Below are 17,390 nucleotides of genomic sequence, written 5' to 3' on the forward strand. Positions count from 1 at the left end.
ACAGCTTGAATTTACAGAGCGGAATCACAGCTGGCTCTTATACAGCTCCACGATCTCCTCCACGCTGGTGTCGCGGGGGTTGCCGGGACGGCAGGCGTCTGCAAATGCGGACTCGGCGAGGAACTGGATATCCTCTTCCTTCAGGATGCCGTGCAGGTTTGCGGGGATGCCCACGTCTGCGCTCAGCTGCTTGACGGCGGCGATGGTGGCGTCAGCGGCTTCCACATCGTTCATCTCGTCGATGCCCACAACGCCCATGGCCTTGCCGACTGCGCGGTAGCGCTCACCGGCGACGCTCTTGTTGTACTCCAGACCCACCGGCAGCAGGATGGCGCAGGCCACACCGTGCGGGGTGTCATACAGAGCGGACAGGCCGTGTGCCATGGAGTGGACGATGCCCAGACCCACATTGGAGAAGCCCATGCCGGCGATGTACTGGCCCAGAGCCATGCCCTCGCGGCCTTCCGGGGTGTTCTGTACAGCGCCGCGCAGGCTCTGGCTGATGAGCTTGATGGCTTCCAGATGGAACATATCGGAGATGACGCAGTGGCCCTTGGTGATGTAGCCCTCGATGGCGTGGGTCAGAGCGTCCATGCCGGTGGCGGCGGTCAGGCCCTTGGGCATGGAGGACATCATATCGGGGTCAACCACAGCGATCTCGGGGATATCGTTGGTATCCACGCAGACGAACTTGCGCTTCTTCTCCACATCGGTGATGACGTAGTTGATGGTGACCTCGGCAGCAGTGCCGGCGGTGGTGGGAACAGCGATGGTGAACACCGCGTGCTTCTTGGTGGGAGCAACACCTTCCAGAGAGCGGACATCCGCAAACTCGGGGTTATTGATGATGATGCCGATGGCCTTTGCGGTATCCATGGAGGAGCCGCCGCCGATGGTCACGATGCAGTCAGCCTCAGCAGCCTTGAAAGCGGCCACGCCGTCCTGCACGTTGGCGATGGTGGGGTTGGGCTTGATCTCGCTGTAAACAGCGTAGGCAAAGTTTGCAGCATCCAGCAGATCGGTGACCTTCTTGGTGACGCCGAACTTGATCAGGTCGGGGTCGGAGCAGACGAATGCCTTCTTGTAGCCGCGGGCGGTCAGTTCGGGAACGATGTTCTCAATGGCACCGTGGCCATGGTAGGAGATGGTATTCAGAACGATGCGGTCAGCCATAGTTATTTTTCCTCCAAATCTCTTTTCCGCCGCTTTCCGGGCGGAGCTCTCTGTTTTTCAGCATAGCACATTGTTAAAAGCTTTGCTATGTGAAATTGTTTGAATTTATTGTAATTTTTTATCAATGTGCAGTATTTTATAGGCACTTTTTCCGATTTTCCACAGTTTTATAATGTTTTTTCTTTTTTCCCTTGACAAGCAGCGCAAATCGTGTATTATTGTATCAAGCGCTTAGTACAATGAGACAAGGAGATGATACCATGGGCGAACAGTTTGATGCCAGCCGCCCGATCTATGCCCAGCTTGTGGAACGGCTGAAGGCCCGGATCCTGGCCGGCACCTACCCGCCGGGCGGGCATCTGGATTCGGTACGGGATCTGGCCGCAGCCGCCGGGGTAAACCCAAACACGATGCAGCGGGCCCTTGCCCAGCTGGAGACGGAAGGTCTGGTGCACACCGAACGCACCGCAGGCCGCTATGTTACGGAGGACATTGCATTGATCGAACAGCTTCGTGCCGACACCGCCCGGACGCTGGCGTCGGATTTTCTGGAAAAGATGCGCGGCATCGGCTACAGTCCCGCACAGGCGGCCGCGCTTTTGGAACACTGGGACGCAAAGGAGGACCGCAATGAGTGAACTTTTGAGCTGTGAAGCACTGACCAAGTGCTACCAGAAGGATAAGACCGCACTGGAAAATGTAGACCTGCACATCGGCTTTGGCCGCATCGTGGGGCTGCTTGGCCCCAACGGCAGCGGCAAGACCACCCTCATCAAGCTGGCGAACGGTCTGCTGCAGCCCAGTGCAGGCAGCATCCGGATCGCCGGCATGACCCCCGGGCCGGACACCAAAGCCATCGTGTCCTATCTGCCGGACGCCGACTGGCTGCCGGACTGGATGCGTGTGGAGCAGCTGGTGGAAATGTTCCGCGAATTTTATGCCGATTTTGACCCCGCCAAGGCGAACGAAATGCTGGCCCGGCTGGAACTGGAACCGAAGGCGCGGCTCAAGACCCTGTCCAAGGGCAGCAAGGAAAAGGTGCAGCTGATCCTGGCCATGAGCCGCGCCGCAAAGCTCTACCTGCTGGATGAGCCCATTGGCGGCGTGGACCCTGCCGCCCGGGACTACATCCTGAGCACCATCCTGAACAACTACAGCCGGGATGCGACCGTCATTCTATCCACCCACCTCATCGGCGATATCGAGCCCATTCTGGACGAAGCCGTCTTTTTGAAGGATGGCCGGGTGTTCGCCCACCGCAATGCCGAAGAGCTGCGCGAGACCGAGGGCATGAGCGTGGATGCATATTTCCGGGAGGTATTCAAATGCTGAAACAGCTGTTAAAATATGAATTCAAGGCCACCGGCCGCACCTATGGCGGGCTGTATCTGGCCCTTGTTGCGCTGGCAGTGCTGAGCGGCTTTTCCCTGCGCAGCTCTTCCAAGGACGACTTTGCATCTCTGCTGCTGTTCGCCTACATGATCGTAGCCGTTGCGGTGGCAGTGGTGTCCGTGATGACCATTGTGACCCGCTTCACCCGCAATCTGCTGGGCCGCGAGGGCTACCTGATGCACACCCTGCCGGTGACGGAAAGCCAGCTCATCCTTTCCAAGCTGATCTCCAGCGTGGTTTGGATGCTTTGCAGCAGCATCGTGGGTATTTTCTCCTTTGCGGTGATGCTGCTGGCTCTGTCTCTGAACAGCGCGGCCCTGCAGCAGCTGCCGGAGCTGTGGCAGAAAGTGGTGGAGATCTTCCGTATGACCGGCAGCTCCGGGTGGCTCTGGCTGATCTTTGAAACGCTGAACGGGCTGGTGGCACTGGTGTCCAGCATCCTGTGCATCTATGCCGCATGCATGATCGGCCACCAGTTCAAAAAGCACATGGTCCCGGCCGGTATTCTGGCATTTTTCCTGCTGTCCTTCCTGCAGAACTGGCTGAGCTCCGGTGTCAGCAGTGCCGACATGCTGCAGGCTGTTTCCTATCCCACCCTTGGCGGTGTAGATGTTTCCATTGCTGCGCCCAGTGCTTTCACCACCCTATTCGGGCTGGCGGTCAGCATTGCCTTTGCCGCAGGGTACTTTCTGCTGACCCGCTGGCTGATGGAGCATAAGCTGGATCTGGAATGATTTTAATGTCCTCCGCTTTCGCTCTGGACATTTTCAGCGGAACTATTTCTTTAATTGCAATTTGTAAAAGGCCGAACCATAAACTTCATCTGATACAAAAAACATCTGCAAGCTGCCCCATTCCGGGCAAAGTTTGCAGATGTTTTTCTTGTTATAAGGTGTTCAGCACTCGTCGTACTGCTTTTTCAGGTAGTTCAGGCATTCCACCGCGTTTTCCGGGGTGGTATTCTCCAGCGTTGCAAAGATATAGGGCTTTTCCTGCTTTGCAAAGCGCAGGATGGTGCGGTAGTCCTCCATGCCTCCCTGCCCTGCACCCGTAGCAGCCAGCTGGCCGCCCGCATCCTTGCGCAGAAAATCCTTGAAGTGGATCATGGCAATGTCCTTGCCCAGAAGCTCGATGGCCTCGGCGAACACTTCCTCGCGGTGGTCCACATTTTCCATGTTCAGCAGGTTGACGGGGTCGAACAGGATCTGCAGGTTCGGGCTGCCGATCTCGTCCAGCACGGTGCGGGCGCGTCTGGCATCGTACACGATGTGCTTGACCACCGGCTCAATGGCAATGGTCACGCCGTACTGCTCGGCACAGCGCACCACCGGCTTGAAGTTCCGGATAAAAGTAGCAAGGGCTTCGTCGCTGCGGCACTCCGGACAGAATTTGTACTCCGCGTTGGGCGCACCGGTCTCGGTGCCCACCATTCCGCAGCCCAGCAGGCTTGCAAAACGGATATGGGCATAGTATTTTTCCTGAATGGCGTGCAGGGCATCCGCATCCGGGTGGGCAAGATTGAGATAGTTGCCCAGCACGGCAATGTCGATGCCGTTTTTCTCAAACAGATGCCGCAGGTACAGCGCATAGCCGGGGGTCAGGGCGCTGGGGGTGCAGGGCAGCTCCTTGAAGGATTTGCTCAGGGCCACATGGGCGCAGGTAAAGCCTTTCTGGCGCACCAGCGGCAGCACCTGTTCAACGGGCAGCTTTTCCGCGTCATGCAGACGCAGGCCGAATTGGATCATGGAAAACCTCCTCCTTTCCCGCACAACACGCGGGGTTGCATTGACACGGAAATCAACTTTCCGAATAAAGGCTTCCCCCGGTCGGGGGAAGCTGTCACCGCAGGTGACTGATGAGGGCGCAGGACAGCTGCATTTTACCCTAAATACCCCTCATCCGGCGCTACGCGCCACCTGCTCCCCCTTTTGTCGCTATGCGACATTTTCCCCCGGTGCGGGGGAAATCTGTCCCCAAGGGGTGAAGGCTTTAGCTCTGGGTCAAGCTGCAAAAATTGATTTCCGTATTGCATTGACCTTATTATACACGAAAGCTGCGTTCCATGGAACAGCCTGAAACAAAAAAGAGCATCACTTTGCATCCTCAATGGATACAAATGATGCTCTCTTTGCAGATCTGGTCCCGACAGATGCGGCTCTTTCTCAGCGCCGGTACTTTGCAGCGGCCTGCAGGCGCTGCATCGCACGGTCGAGCGCGATCTTGCTCTGATAATATTCATGCATGCTCTGCTGATGCTGCAAACGCTCCTCGGCACGGATGCGGGCAGCCTCGGCACGGTTCTTGTCGATATCCTCCGGACGCTCAGCGCTGTCCACCAGCACCATCACGTAGGCAGGCGTCACCTCGGCAATGCCGTCGCCTACCAGGATGTCCTGGCTTTCACCGTTCACCTCAAAGTGCAGGATGCCCATGTGGATGGCCACCAGCACCGGGCTGTGTCCGGCCTGTATGCCGTACACGCCATCGCTGATGGGCAGCACAAGGTCTTCGCAATCGCCCTGATAGTACTCACCGCTGGACGCAGTGATGCTCAGCATGAACTTGTTCATCAGACGGCACCGCCCTTTTCCTCAGCCAGCTTTTCCGCTGCCTTCTGGCGGGCATCTTCCAGCGTACCAACGTTGAAGAAAGCCCACTCCGGCAGATCGTCGGCCTCGCCGTCCACAATGGCGGCAAAGCCGCGCACGGTATCCTGCAGCGGCACATACTTGCCCTTCAGGCCGGTAAAGTTCTCGGCCACAGCAAAGGGCTGGGAGAGGAACTTCTGCAGCTTGCGGGCGCGGGCAACGGTGAGCTTGTCGTTCTCGTCCAGCTCATCCATGCCCAGAATGGCAATGATGTCCTGCAGCTCCTGATAGCGCTGCAGAATGGACTGCACCTTGCGGGCCACGCGGTAGTGCTCCTCGCCCACGATATCTGCTTCCAGAATGCGGGAGGTGGATGCCAGCGGGTCCACGGCCGGGTAAATGCCCTGCTCCACGATCTTACGGGACAGCACGGTGGTGGCGTCCAGATGTGCAAAGGTGGTGGCGGGGGCCGGGTCGGTCAGGTCGTCGGCGGGGACGTAGACGGCCTGCACAGAGGTGATGGAGCCTTCCTTGGTGGAGGTGATGCGCTCCTGCAGAGCGCCCAGCTCGTTGGCCAGAGTGGGCTGGTAGCCCACAGCAGAAGGCATACGGCCCATCAGGGCGGACACCTCGGAGCCTGCCTGCACGAAACGGAAGATGTTATCAATGAACAGCAGCACGTCCTTGTGGGTCTCCTCACGGAAGTACTCTGCCATGGTCAGGCCGGTCTCAGCAACACGCATACGTGCTCCTGGGGGCTCGTTCATCTGACCAAAGACCAGTGCGGTCTTGCTCAGAACACCGGACTCGTTCATCTCGCCCCAAAGGTCGCAGCCCTCGCGGGAGCGCTCGCCGACGCCGGTGAAGATGGAGTAGCCGCCGTGCTCGGTGGCCACGTTGTGGATCAGTTCCTGGATCAGCACGGTCTTGCCGACGCCTGCGCCGCCGAACAGACCAATCTTGCCGCCCTTTGCATAGGGGGCCAACAGATCGATGACCTTGATGCCGGTCTCCAGAATTTCGGTCGCGGGCTTCTGCTCTGCAAAGCTGGGAGCCTTGCGGTGGATGGGCCAATGCGGCACATCATCCACAGAGCCCTTGCCGTCGATGGGTCTGCCCAGCGGGTCGAACATGCGGCCCAGCGTGGCTTCACCCACCGGTGCGGTCAGGCCGTGGCCGGTGGCCTGCACGGTCATGCCCTTGCCCAGACCCTCGCTGGCGGAAAGCATGATGCAGCGCACAGTGGTCTCGTTGACATGCTGTGTCACTTCCATCGTGCGCTCGGTGCCCTCGGCGGTCACGGTAAGCGCTTCCTGCAGGGCAGGCAGCTTGCCTGCGGTGAACTGCACGTCCACCACAGGGCCGGCTACGCGAATAATAGTTCCCTGTATCATTTGGATTGCCTCTATCTAATGTGTGAATACGTTTTATTCTGCCCGGTTTTGCACGGCAGCCGCACCGCCGATGATCTCGGTGATCTCCTGTGTAATGGAGCCCTGACGGGTGCGGTTGTATTCCAGCTGCAGCTCCCGAATCATATCGTTGGCGTTCTTGGTGGCGGAATCCATGGCAGTCATGCGAGCGCTCTGCTCTGCGCAGAAGCTCTCGGTCATGGCACCAAAGATCATGCCGTGCATATAAATGGGCGCGATTTGTTCAAACACCGTCCATGCAGACGGGAACATCTCCACATCGCCCTTCGGATCGCCCAGACCCTTGGGGGCAGGCTGCAGATGGGCGCGGTCCAGCGGAAGCAAACGCACCATGGTGGGCTCGCTGGTCAATGCATTCTCGATGCGGGTATAGATGAGATAGATCTCATCCAGCTTGCCGGTCTTGAAATCATCGATGGCGTCCATCGTGATATCGCGGGCGCGCTGCAGCGTGGGCTCCGTGGCGCCGTAGTGGAAATCCTCCACCAGCCGCGGGTCCTTGTGGTACAGAGCGCGGTAGCCGGTCTGGCCGATCACATAGAACCGGTCATTCTCATCCGCATTTTCCTTGAGGAACTTGATGATGTTCTGGTTGTAAGCGCCTGCCATGCCCTTATCTGCCGTCAGCACGATGTAAGCGCGCTTGGGGTTTGCGATGTTGCGTTCGTGGAAGAACGGATGCACCGGCTCTTCCGGCAGGTGGGGCACCACACGGGAAATGGTATCGCGCATACGGTTGAAGTAGGGCGACACATTCTGGTAGTTCTTACGTGCCTTGCGCAGCTTGGACGAGGAGATCAGGTACATGGCGTTCGTGATCTTCATGGTGTCCTGAATGCTCTCGATGCGCTCCTTCAGCAGCTTACTGGACGGCATGGCTGTCGCCTCCCGCATAAGCTTTCCAGGCGTTCAGGATGGCATCGACCATTTCAGGTTCCAGCTTGCCGGTGGCGGTGATCTTATCCATCGTACCGGACACATCCGCGCGGAACTGACGCACAAATGCGGAAGTTTTGGTGCGCAGCTCGGCAGTGGGCAGTTCGTCCAGCACACCGTGGGAAGCCAGCACCAGCGTGACCACCTGCTCGGCGTCGGACTTGGGCTGATACAGCGGCTGCTTGAGCATTTCCATCAGAGCCTTGCCGTGATCCAGCTGGCGGCGGGTCTCCGCGTCCAGATCCGAGCTGAACTGTGCAAAGGACTCCATATCCTTGTACTGTGCCAGCTCGATACGCAGGTTGGCGTTGGCCTTCTTCATGGCCTTGGTCTGGGCAGCGCCGCCCACACGGGACACCGACAGGCCCACATTGACGGCCGGGCGGTTGCCTGCATTGAACAGGGCGCTCTCGAGGAAGATCTGACCATCGGTGATGGAAATGACATTGGTGGGGATGTAAGCCGAAACGTCGCCTGCCTGCGTCTCAACGATGGGCAGTGCGGTGATGGAGCCGCCGCCCAGATCATCGCGCATCCGGCAGGAGCGCTCCAGCAGACGGGAGTGCAGATAGAACACATCGCCGGGGTAAGCCTCACGGCCCGGAGAGCGGCGCAGCAGCAGAGAAATGGCACGGTAGGCCACTGCATGCTTGGACAGATCGTCGTAAACGATCAGCACACTCTTGCCCTGACTCATGAAGTACTCGGCCAGTGCGGTACCGGCATAGGGTGCGATGTACTGCAGGGGAGCGGAATCCGAAGCAGTAGCCGCCACGATGGTGGTGTAACTCATGGCACCGTGCTTCTGCAGATCGCCTGCCACGCGGGCAATGGAAGAAGCCTTCTGGCCGATGGCCACATAAATGCACAGCACACCGGTGTTCTTCTGGTTCAGGATGGCGTCCGTGGCGATGGAGGTCTTGCCGGTCTGGCGGTCGCCGATGATCAGCTCACGCTGGCCGCGGCCGATGGGGAACATGGAATCGATGGCGAGGATGCCGGTGTGGAGCGGGGTATCCACGCTCTGACGCTCCAGAATACCGGGGGCCTGCTTTTCGATGGGGTTGTAGCCCACAGCTTCAATGGGGCCCTTGCCATCGATGGGCTCGCCCAGCGGGCTGATGACACGGCCCAGGAAGGCATCGCCCACCGGGATGCCGGCACGCTTGCCGCTGCGGGTCACCATGGTGCCCACGCCGACGGTCTCAGCTCCGTCGAACAGCATGATGCCCAGCTGTTCGGGGTCCACGCTCTCCACCATACCCTTGGCACCGTTGTCGAAGGTGACGATCTCGCCGTACACGGCGCGGTTCATGCCCTCGACGTGCACGATGCCGTCGGCAGAGGAGATGACCACACCGCCCTCGGCAGAGGTCTCGGCGGGCTTGTAGTCCTCAATGCGGGTCTTGAGGGTAGCCAGCGAGGGCTTGCCCTCCATCATCTTGTCCAGCTGATGACGGCCGGAGTTATCGAACACACGGTCGCCCACCTGCAGGACATAGCCGGACAGCAGGCTCTCGTCCACCGTCACGTTCAGGATGACCTCGGTGGCGTCATACAGCTTGCGGACCTCGGCGCGGACCCGGTTCAGCTCCTCTTCCCGGGGCTTGCGGGCGCTGCGCAGCTCGGCCTTGACGATGCGGTTGTCCGCAAAAAATTCACGACTGAATTCAGTTGCCATTGCCTGCACCTGCTTTCTCCAGCAGATCGTCCAGCAGACGTGCGTCGTCCTGGGCGGTCAGATTGCGGGCCAGCAGCTTCTCGCACATCGCACGGGCCAGTGCCGTGGTCTGGGCATCGGCTTCCCGCAGCTTGCTCTGGCGTTCGGCCTCGGCGCTCGCCTTGCCGGCGGCCACGATGGCGTCTGCCTGCTTGCGGGCATCTGCCAGCAGCTGCTGCTTTTCGACCTCAGCCTGCTTTTCGTAGGCTTCGCGGCGGGCAGCGGCCTCATTGTCCACATTGCGCAGTTTTTCCTGCGCGGCGTTCATGGTCTCGGCGGCTTCCTTCTTGGAGGTCTCCGCATCGGCCAGGTTTGCGTCCACCATCTGCTGGCGCTTTGCGATCACGTCCTGAACAGGCTTGAACAGGAACTTGCGCAGCACCGCATACATGACGAGGACGTTCACGACGGTCCACAGCAGGTTAATATCCAACTTCAGCATTCGTCTGCGCCTCCGTTACTGACCCAGGAACAGGATGATCAGCAGTGCAACGACGAAGCCGAAAATTGCAGTACCTTCTGCCAGAGCAGCGCCCAGCAGCAGGTTGGTCTGGATCTTGCCGGATGCCTCGGGCTGACGGGAGATTGCCTCCGTTGCCTTACCCGTTGCGATGCCGATGCCGATACCGCCGCCAATGCCGGTCAGCGCTGCAATGCCAGCGCCCAGAGCAATCAAACCATTCATAGTAATAATCTCCTTTTAAATTCAGTAAATATCAATGGATCAGTCTTCTCCGCCCATGGTCTCTTTCATGAACAGCGAAGTCAGGAACACGAACACGTAGGTCTGGATCAGACCGTCGAACAGGTCAAAATACAGGCTGAACACCGCCGGGACGAACACGGGCACCACGAGCTTGATCAGCTCCATGATGACGAATGCACCCAGCACATTGCCGAACAGTCGCATGCACAGGCTGGTCGGGCGGATGGCGATCTCGAGGATGTTCATAGGGGTCATGACCGGAGTGGGGGCAGCCAGACTCTTGAAGAAGCCCACGCCGCCGCGTGCCCGGATGCCGGCACCCTCGATCAGGATGATGCTCATCAGCGCCAGCGCTGCGGTCACATCCAGATCCTTTGTGGGGGGCTTGACGCCGAACACGCCGATCAGGTTGCTGAAAGCGATGTAGATGGCCACGGTCATCAGGTAAGGCACATAGCGCCTGCCCTTTTCGCCCAGCAGACCTTCAAAGAAATTGGTGCCTGCGAGGTAGGCCATTTCCAGCACAGCCTGACGCTTGCTGATGTGGTCCACCTTCAGGTTTCTGGTAAGCAGGATCGAGCCGATGGTGACGATGGCCAGGATCACCCAGCTGATGACCACGGATTCCGGGATCTGCAGCGGGCCGACCTTGACGTATTCGACGGTCAGCTCTTCCATCAATGCTTTGGTCAGATTATTCAATTGTTTTTCCTCCTTCCTGAAGAATAGGGTTCCGGGGGTAAGACCGCCGCACCGCCCCGGCGGCGCAGCGTCCTTCTTATCGCTCGAAGAAAAGGCGCAGCTTTGTGAAAAAAGTAAGGAAGGCGTTCGGCTTTGTCCGGTCACACCCTCCCTCCTGCACGGATCACTTCGTCTTTTTTCGTTGTGTATGATAGTACGATTGACGAAAATTGGCAAGTGGCTTTGTGCACATTCTACATTTTAGGTGGTTCTACTGCATTGATATATAAAAAAAGTTGTGCATCTTGTCCAACAAAACGCTCTTTGCATGTACTTTTTCCACAAATTTCTTAGCCAATTCTTAGGTTCCAATGGCTTTTTCGGGGCATTCCGGGAAATATTTCCATCAAAAATGCCCCATTGTACATGCTTTATATGCCCGATATATAAAATTCGTATAGGTGTCTCGTCCGGTATTACACCCGCTCCTATACATATTTATTATAACTGCATATATCTAAAATCTGTCAGTCCGTCTGCTTTTCGCCCCGGCGGAACACCAGCCGGAAGATGGCACGGGTAAGCGGGCCGCAGTACAGCAGCTGCCAGCACAGGGCCATGGGCATATTGCAGCCCCAGGTATGCACCCAGGTGCCAAAGCTGGGTTCTTTAAACAGCACCGTTGCGATCAGACTCATCACCGGGCACATGATGCACACGATCATCAGCGAGATGGCATAGGTGATGAACTGCGGACGATCTGTGGGCCGCATGAACATAAACGCCAATCGGGTGGCCAGTTTCTCCACCACGAAAAATTCCAGCACGCAGGCAATGGGAACCATGATCGGCATCTCGTGCAGAGCCATGACAAAGGTGGCATTGGTGACACCGCCTGTGTTCAGCGCCACATTGTAAACGATCATGCCATAGACCATAATGGCAGCCATGACAATGGTAAAGAAGATACGTTCCGGTAAAGTTTTAGGCATTTTGATTGTGTCTCCATTTCTTTTATGTGTAAATTTTTGCCGCAAAAAAGCCGCCCCGCGAAACTTTCATCTCGCGGGGCGGCGGCGACTACCATTCATTGGCGCTATTTTAGCACAAATCCATCTGACGCATAATACCCTGTGGACATTTTCTCCCGTTTTGCGCAAAATCCTCCACAAACGGCCCGGAACTTCTGGGCAGCTTTGCTGTGACTTCCTCGGCAGCCCTCTCCAAAGGGTACGATCGTCCGGACAGGCCGCACAGAAAGCGGCATTTTGTACGTTCCATCTGCCATTTTTCAAGAACTGCACAATTTTATGTTTCTATCCTTGTGCACTCTGCGAATAGACAAATCGATCAGGAATATGTATAATAAAGCCAGAAACCAGAGAAGTACAGCAGAAGCTCAAGAGAGAGCTACTCCCGCTGACTTGAAGCAGAAAGGAGCGAGACCGATGGTCGATATGGAACCCGCACAGTTTGGACAGGCTGTCGGGATTCGCTGAGAGGCAAAACAGAGGCTCACCACAAACGGGATGTTTCCCCCGTATAAAAACACAACAAAAATGAGCCAGTCTTGAGTATCAAAAATGCGATTACACGACAACCTGTCGATTAACTAAAACCCCAGCGATTCAAATAGATCCGCCGGAGATGATTCCTATGAAGGTATCTTTTGTACGGAGAGCATTATTTGAATAGCAAAAAGGAGTTCTACCAATGTACTAAGTAACTTGTCCCTGGCAAATCTAACTCGAAAGAATGTGGTAATATGAAATTCATCTTCAGAATCTCGGTGCCGCACTCCATCAGTTAAGAGAAGGGTCAGTCCAATGTACTAAGTAAATTCGTCCCCTTGAAATAGATTCTCAGTTTCCAGTAGTTTCTAAGGAGAGTCACCCTATGAAACGTATACTCCGAAAATGAGGAACCCCAAGGAGAAGAGGCTTATGACTCCGAAGAAGTAAGTATCCAGCCGGACGAGGGCTTGCAAACGCCTCGTCCGGCTGGTTTTATTTTGTGCTGTTTTCACCAACAGTCAACGCCCGATTTGTGCAAATTTTACGCAGGAAGGTTGAATGCCGTCCTTGCGTTTTCACCTCCCTATGTTATAATTGTGGAAAAAGATGGGAGGTGTATTCCATGGAGTCGCTCTTTTCGTTTTCCACTCTATTCAACCTTGTGCTGACCGTTATCTGGTTCCTCTCCGGCATTCGGGATCTTCAAGGCAAAGACCCGTTCATCGATCTGCCGTTCAACCAGTATCACCGCGACCCGGAGTACCGCGCCTTCTGGCAGAAAAAGAACGGCGTGTTTTACATGCTCAACAGCATCGCCTTTCTGATCTTAGCCTTCACACCTGTTACATCGCTGCTCTACCGTATCCTTTTCGGCATTGCCATCGTGGGAGACCTTCTTTATCTTGTCGCTTACGAAAGCTGGAACCATAGTGCGGATTGACAGCCGGAAAGGGACCACCATGAATTTGAATCTTTCGGACTGGGATTGGCTGAACGCTGCACTGGGCGTACTGTTTTTGTACCGCGGCATCCGGGACCTGTACAATGGCACCGGCACCGGTTGGAGCACCGAGGACGAAAAGAAGCACTTTCACAAATTTTACGGCATCCTGTTGATCCTTTGCGGTACGTTCTGGCTGGTCAACATTTTTCTGCCAAAGGTCGAGCCGCTGAATTCCATTTTGATGGTGGCGGCGCTCGTGTTCTGCGTTATCCTGCTGATCTCACATCTGTGCTATACTCTGAGCAGGGACGACAAAAACAAAAAGTGAGAGTTTTCTATGGAAGTCATCTTATCGATCTTAGCCGCCCTTTTCGGCATCGGGTTCGGCATTTTTATGGCGCTGCAGCCGGAGGATACCATTGCCCTGCATGACCGTGGGCGGTATACGCAGGCACCCGAACCCACGGAAGAGTACATCCGGCTGACCCGGCTGGAGGGCATCGTAGTTTCGTTGCTCTGTGCCGTGCTACTGGTGGTGCTGCTGTTTGCACCCAAATAATACTTTGCAGCTTTCCTCTTGCGGATTTTTTCTCACCCTGCTACAATGAGAAAAAACGCAGGAGGTATTTTATTATGGTCAAGCATGTGATCCTTTGGCAGCTGAAGGACGAACTGTCCGACGCCGAAAAAGCTGCCGTCAAGGCAGGCATCAAGGAAGGGCTGGAAGGTCTGGCAGGCAAGGTCCCGGGCCTTGTGGAAGTGCATGTCAACATCAACGGTCTCCCCTCTTCCACCGCCGACCTGATGCTGGACACCACCTTTGAAAGCGCCGAGGCCCTCAAGGGCTACTCCGTCCACCCGGCCCATGTGGCTGTGGCCGACAGCAAGGTGCGGCCCTACACCAAGGCACGGTTCTGTCTGGATTACGAGGTGTAAGAAGTCTTTTTCAGAAGTTGAAATGAGGTGTGCAATCATGAAAAAAACACTGCGGAAGTTCATTGCTCTTTTTCTTGCTGTTCTGCTCTGTCTCTGTCCGCTTTCTGCACAGGCCGCCGGCGTCACCGGTGAAACCGCTCTTGCAAGCTATCACACTCTTATCGACACTTACAACAATTTCGCCGACCTGCACGAAGCCTATCTGAGCACTCTGGGTGACGATGAGTATGCCGCGGATTCGGTCCGTTCCTATTACAGCGGCGTAAATCTGGTCTTGGACAACCTTTATGCCAGCAGCACAGCAAAAGAATACTTTGATACGCTGGATATCGGAACGCTGACCGAGATCAACAACATTCTCACCGAGGATATTGCTTTCATGAACGCTGCCAGCGCTGCGGTTCAGGCACAGATGACCAACGGCTATCCTGCCGGAAACTACAAGCCCGGCACTGTTTACGGCCCAAAGCTGAACCAGTCCGAACTGAACGAAGTGGCCGCTGTGGTCAGCCGCTTTGACGCCAGTCTTCCTCTGGACGGCATGAGCGATATCGACAAGGTCATGGCTGCTCGCGATTATCTGATCCAGTTCTGCTCCTATGCACCGGACTGGTCAAAGAATCAGGCAAATACCGCTTGGGGCGCATTGGTCTACCATGAAGCCCAGTGCTCCGGCTATGCCCGTGCCATGAAGGCTCTCTGCGACTCCATGGGCATCGACTGCCGCTATGTCCACGCAGACAAAAAGGCATCCAACTCGAGCCATCAGTGGAATACTGTAAAGATCGACGGTCAGTGGTACATTATCGATGTGCAGGGTGACGACTCTGCCGGTTTTGAGGCATTCTTCCTGCTGTCGGATGACACCTATGCAAACGACACCGGCCTGTCGTGGGATCGCACTTCCGTCCCTGCCTGCCCCGCCAACTACACAGGCGTGCACTATCATTATGTATTCTATCAGCGGATGGATCAGAGCCTGTTTGGCGCAAGGATGATTTGAGAACTTTTTATTGACAAACCCACCGTTTTTGCGTATTATATACATAACAATGTAAATTGGCTGTGAAGAGAAGAGTACGCACCGTCTGCGCCTGACAGAAAGCCCGAAGGATGGAACCGGGCAGGCCGCGCGATGCCGAAGATGGTCTCGGAGCTGCGCAGGTGAAGATTGAGCCTGCGACGGGTGCGCCCGTTATCGCGCTGCGCCGTGCTTTTTGGCCCGGCAAAAGGCTGCGCCCGCAAAGGTGCGGCGAAGCAAGGTGGTACCACGAAAGTTTCAGGCTCTCGTCCTTGTCCGGCTCAGTCCGGCAGGATGAGGGCTTTTTTCGTCCCCCGCCAAATCAGGAAAGGAAGAGTATCAACCTATGAGTGAGCACAAGACATTCTACATCACCACTCCCATCTACTACCCCAGCGACAAGCTGCACATCGGCCACAGCTATACCACTGTCGCCTGCGACGCACTGGCACGCTTCAAGCGGATGCAGGGCTATGACGTCATGTTCCTGACCGGCACCGACGAGCACGGCCAGAAGATCCAGGACAAGGCCGCCGATGCCGGCGTGACCCCCAAGGAGTATGTGGACAAGATCGTAGCCACCGTCAAGGATCTGTGGAAGCTGCTGGACGTCAGCTACGACCGCTTCATCCGCACCACCGACGACTACCATATGGAGTCCTGCCAGAAGATCTTTACCAAGCTGTACGAGCAGGGTGACATCTACAAGGGCGAGTACATCGGCCACTACTGCAAGCCCTGCGAGAGCTTCTGGACCGACAGCCAGCTGGTGGACGGCAAGTGCCCGGACTGCGGCCGTGAGGTCTACGACGCCCACGAGGAAGCCTACTTCTTCAAGACCAGCAAGTATGCCGACCGCCTGCTGAAGCTCTACGAGGAGAACCCCCAGTTCATCCAGCCCGAGAGCCGCAAGAACGAGATGATTGCCTTCATCAAGCAGGGCCTGCAGGATACCTGCGTGTCCCGTACCTCGGTCAAGTGGGGCATCCCGGTGCCCTTCGACCCCAAGCACACCATGTATGTGTGGGTGGACGCCCTGAGCAACTATATCTCCGCGCTGGGCTACGGCAACGAAAAATATCACGACTATGACAAGTTCTGGCCCGCCGACCTGCACATGGTGGGCAAGGAGATTCTGCGCTTCCACACCATCCTGTGGCCTGCCATGCTGATGGCTCTGGATCTGCCTCTGCCCAAGCGGGTGTTCGGCCACGGCTGGCTGCTGATGAACGGCGGCAAGATGTCCAAGTCCGTGGGCAATGTGGTGGACCCTGTGATCCTGTGCGACCGCTACGGCGTGGACTCCATCCGCTACTTCCTGCTGCGTGAGATCCCCTTCGGCAACGATGGCATGTTCACCAATGAAGCTCTGATCAACCGCATCAACAGCGACCTTGCAAACGACCTGGGCAACCTGCTCAGCCGCACGGTCGCCATGTGCGAGAAGTACTTCGGCGGCACCGTGCATAACGTTGCCGGCACCGAGGCCATCGACACCGAGCTGGAGACCATGGTCAACGAGCTGACCGCCAAGGTCACGGCCGACATGGACAGCCTGACCATCCCGCAGGCTCTGATGGAGATCTTTGCGGTGATCCAGCGTGCCAACAAGTACATCGACGAGACCGCTCCCTGGGCACTGGCCAAGGATGAGGCCAACAAGGCCCGTCTGGAGAGCGTGCTGTACCACCTGTGCGAGGCACTGCGCGTGTGCGGCATCCTGCTGAACGCCTACCTGCCCACCACTGCCCCCAAGATGATGGAGCAGCTGGGTCTGGACGCTTCTGCTTTGGATCTGAGCAAGACCACCTACGGCGCACAGGAGACCTACACTGTGCACAAGGGCGAAGCACTGTTCCCTCGCATCGACGTGGCAAAGGAGATCGCCCATCTGAAAGAAGAGGACGAGAAGCGCAAGGCCGCTGCCGAAGCTGCCAACAAGGCCAAGGCAGAAGCAGAGAAGAAGGCTGCCGCCCCTGCCGAGGAGAGCACCGTGGACTTTACCCACGAGGAAGAGATCGACTTTGACACCTTCTGCAAGGTGGAGCTGCGCGTGGCCGAGGTGCGCGCCTGCGAGAACCTGAAGGAGAGCAAGAAGCTGCTGCACCTGACCATGTTTGACGGCGAGCGGGAGCGCTGCATCCTTTCCGGCATTGCAAAGTGGTTCAAGCCGGAAGACCTGATCGGCAAAAAGATCGGCATTGTGTGCAATCTGGCACCTCGCCCCATGATGAAGGGCAAGTACGTCAGCGAGGGCATGATCTTTGCTGCTGATACCGCCGACGGCGGCTGCTCTATCGCTTTCTACGGCGACGACACCCCCGTAGGCAGCCGCATCCACTGAGCC

At 56.8% G+C, this 17,390-nt stretch carries 19 protein-coding genes; 9 read left to right on the forward strand and 10 right to left on the reverse strand.

The window, feature by feature from the left end:
- Positions 1-24 precede the first annotated feature (24 nt).
- Positions 25-1,173, reverse strand: a complete 1,149-nt coding sequence (fucO, locus tag MTP37_RS10050) for a lactaldehyde reductase (protein ID WP_097781577.1) — start codon at positions 1,171-1,173, stop codon at positions 25-27.
- Positions 1,174-1,433: 260 nt separating this feature from the next.
- Here fucO and MTP37_RS10055 point away from each other — a divergent pair, with 260 nt between their 5' ends.
- Genes MTP37_RS10055 through MTP37_RS10065 form a run of 3 tightly spaced genes read left to right on the forward strand, consistent with a single transcriptional unit; the run spans position 1,434 to position 3,299 of the window.
- A complete protein-coding gene (locus tag MTP37_RS10055; protein ID WP_249237157.1) occupies positions 1,434-1,811 on the forward strand; it encodes a GntR family transcriptional regulator in 378 nt (125 codons plus the stop codon).
- The gene (locus MTP37_RS10060; RefSeq protein WP_120120290.1) at positions 1,804-2,505 is read left to right on the forward strand and encodes an ABC transporter ATP-binding protein; all 702 of its coding nucleotides are present in this window, start codon (positions 1,804-1,806) and stop codon (positions 2,503-2,505) included. Before MTP37_RS10055 ends, MTP37_RS10060 begins: the two co-directional genes overlap by 8 nt.
- The gene (locus tag MTP37_RS10065) at positions 2,499-3,299 is read left to right on the forward strand and encodes a hypothetical protein (RefSeq protein WP_249237158.1); all 801 of its coding nucleotides are present in this window, start codon (positions 2,499-2,501) and stop codon (positions 3,297-3,299) included. The genes MTP37_RS10060 and MTP37_RS10065 overlap by 7 nt, the downstream gene beginning before the upstream one ends.
- 162 nt (positions 3,300-3,461) lie before the next feature.
- Here the strand turns inward: MTP37_RS10065 and MTP37_RS10070 are convergent, their stop codons facing one another.
- The 9 genes from MTP37_RS10070 to MTP37_RS10110 all read right to left on the reverse strand — a co-directional run bounded on the left by MTP37_RS10070 (position 3,462) and on the right by MTP37_RS10110 (position 11,621).
- Positions 3,462-4,310, reverse strand: a complete 849-nt coding sequence (locus MTP37_RS10070) for a sugar phosphate isomerase/epimerase family protein (protein WP_249237159.1) — start codon at positions 4,308-4,310, stop codon at positions 3,462-3,464.
- Between the two features lie 417 nt (positions 4,311-4,727).
- Positions 4,728-5,135 carry an ATP synthase F1 subunit epsilon gene (atpC, locus tag MTP37_RS10075; protein ID WP_249237160.1) on the reverse strand — a complete coding sequence of 136 codons (408 nt, stop codon included), beginning with the start codon at positions 5,133-5,135 and terminating at the stop codon, positions 4,728-4,730.
- Complete coding sequence (atpD, locus tag MTP37_RS10080) at positions 5,135-6,547, reverse strand: F0F1 ATP synthase subunit beta (RefSeq protein ID WP_249237161.1); 1,413 nt, start codon at positions 6,545-6,547, stop codon at positions 5,135-5,137. The genes atpC and atpD overlap by 1 nt, the downstream gene beginning before the upstream one ends.
- Before the next feature lie 33 nt (positions 6,548-6,580).
- Positions 6,581-7,462, reverse strand: coding sequence for an ATP synthase F1 subunit gamma (atpG, locus tag MTP37_RS10085; protein WP_097781573.1), 882 nt, complete (start codon positions 7,460-7,462; stop codon positions 6,581-6,583).
- Positions 7,449-9,203, reverse strand: coding sequence for a F0F1 ATP synthase subunit alpha (gene atpA / locus MTP37_RS10090; RefSeq protein ID WP_249237162.1), 1,755 nt, complete (start codon positions 9,201-9,203; stop codon positions 7,449-7,451). Before atpA ends, atpG begins: the two co-directional genes overlap by 14 nt.
- Positions 9,193-9,684, reverse strand: a complete 492-nt coding sequence (locus MTP37_RS10095; protein ID WP_005944489.1) for an ATP synthase F0 subunit B — start codon at positions 9,682-9,684, stop codon at positions 9,193-9,195. The genes atpA and MTP37_RS10095 overlap by 11 nt, the downstream gene beginning before the upstream one ends.
- A 15-nt stretch (positions 9,685-9,699) precedes the next feature.
- Entirely contained in the window at positions 9,700-9,927 is a 228-nt protein-coding gene (gene atpE / locus MTP37_RS10100; RefSeq protein WP_005944490.1) for an ATP synthase F0 subunit C, read from the reverse strand.
- Positions 9,928-9,966: 39 nt separating this feature from the next.
- On the reverse strand, positions 9,967-10,626 hold the full coding sequence (locus MTP37_RS10105; RefSeq protein WP_097775399.1) for a F0F1 ATP synthase subunit A: 660 nt from the start codon (positions 10,624-10,626) through the stop codon (positions 9,967-9,969).
- Positions 10,627-11,156: 530 nt separating this feature from the next.
- Positions 11,157-11,621 carry a DUF2798 domain-containing protein gene (locus tag MTP37_RS10110; RefSeq protein WP_249237163.1) on the reverse strand — a complete coding sequence of 155 codons (465 nt, stop codon included), beginning with the start codon at positions 11,619-11,621 and terminating at the stop codon, positions 11,157-11,159.
- 1,144 nt (positions 11,622-12,765) lie between these two features.
- Here MTP37_RS10110 and MTP37_RS10115 point away from each other — a divergent pair.
- The 6 genes from MTP37_RS10115 (at position 12,766) to metG (ending at position 17,387) form a co-directional block, all read left to right on the forward strand.
- Positions 12,766-13,083: a hypothetical protein gene (locus MTP37_RS10115; RefSeq protein ID WP_249237164.1), complete on the forward strand. Its 318-nt coding sequence runs from the start codon at positions 12,766-12,768 to the stop codon at positions 13,081-13,083.
- Positions 13,084-13,102: 19 nt separating this feature from the next.
- Positions 13,103-13,414 (forward strand): hypothetical protein, encoded by a 312-nt coding sequence (locus MTP37_RS10120; protein ID WP_249237165.1) that lies wholly within the window; start codon positions 13,103-13,105, stop codon positions 13,412-13,414.
- Between the two features lie 9 nt (positions 13,415-13,423).
- The gene (locus MTP37_RS10125) at positions 13,424-13,645 is read left to right on the forward strand and encodes a hypothetical protein (RefSeq protein WP_249237166.1); all 222 of its coding nucleotides are present in this window, start codon (positions 13,424-13,426) and stop codon (positions 13,643-13,645) included.
- Between the two features lie 74 nt (positions 13,646-13,719).
- Complete coding sequence (locus MTP37_RS10130; RefSeq protein ID WP_249237167.1) at positions 13,720-14,022, forward strand: Dabb family protein; 303 nt, start codon at positions 13,720-13,722, stop codon at positions 14,020-14,022.
- Positions 14,023-14,059: 37 nt separating this feature from the next.
- Positions 14,060-15,025: a transglutaminase domain-containing protein gene (locus MTP37_RS10135; protein WP_249237168.1), complete on the forward strand. Its 966-nt coding sequence runs from the start codon at positions 14,060-14,062 to the stop codon at positions 15,023-15,025.
- Positions 15,026-15,389: 364 nt separating this feature from the next.
- Complete coding sequence (gene metG, locus MTP37_RS10140) at positions 15,390-17,387, forward strand: methionine--tRNA ligase (protein WP_249237169.1); 1,998 nt, start codon at positions 15,390-15,392, stop codon at positions 17,385-17,387.
- The last annotated feature ends 3 nt before the right edge of the window (positions 17,388-17,390 follow it).

The organism is Faecalibacterium sp. HTF-F, from assembly GCF_023347535.1.
GTDB classification, from domain to species: Bacteria; Bacillota; Clostridia; order Oscillospirales; family Ruminococcaceae; genus Faecalibacterium; species Faecalibacterium wellingii.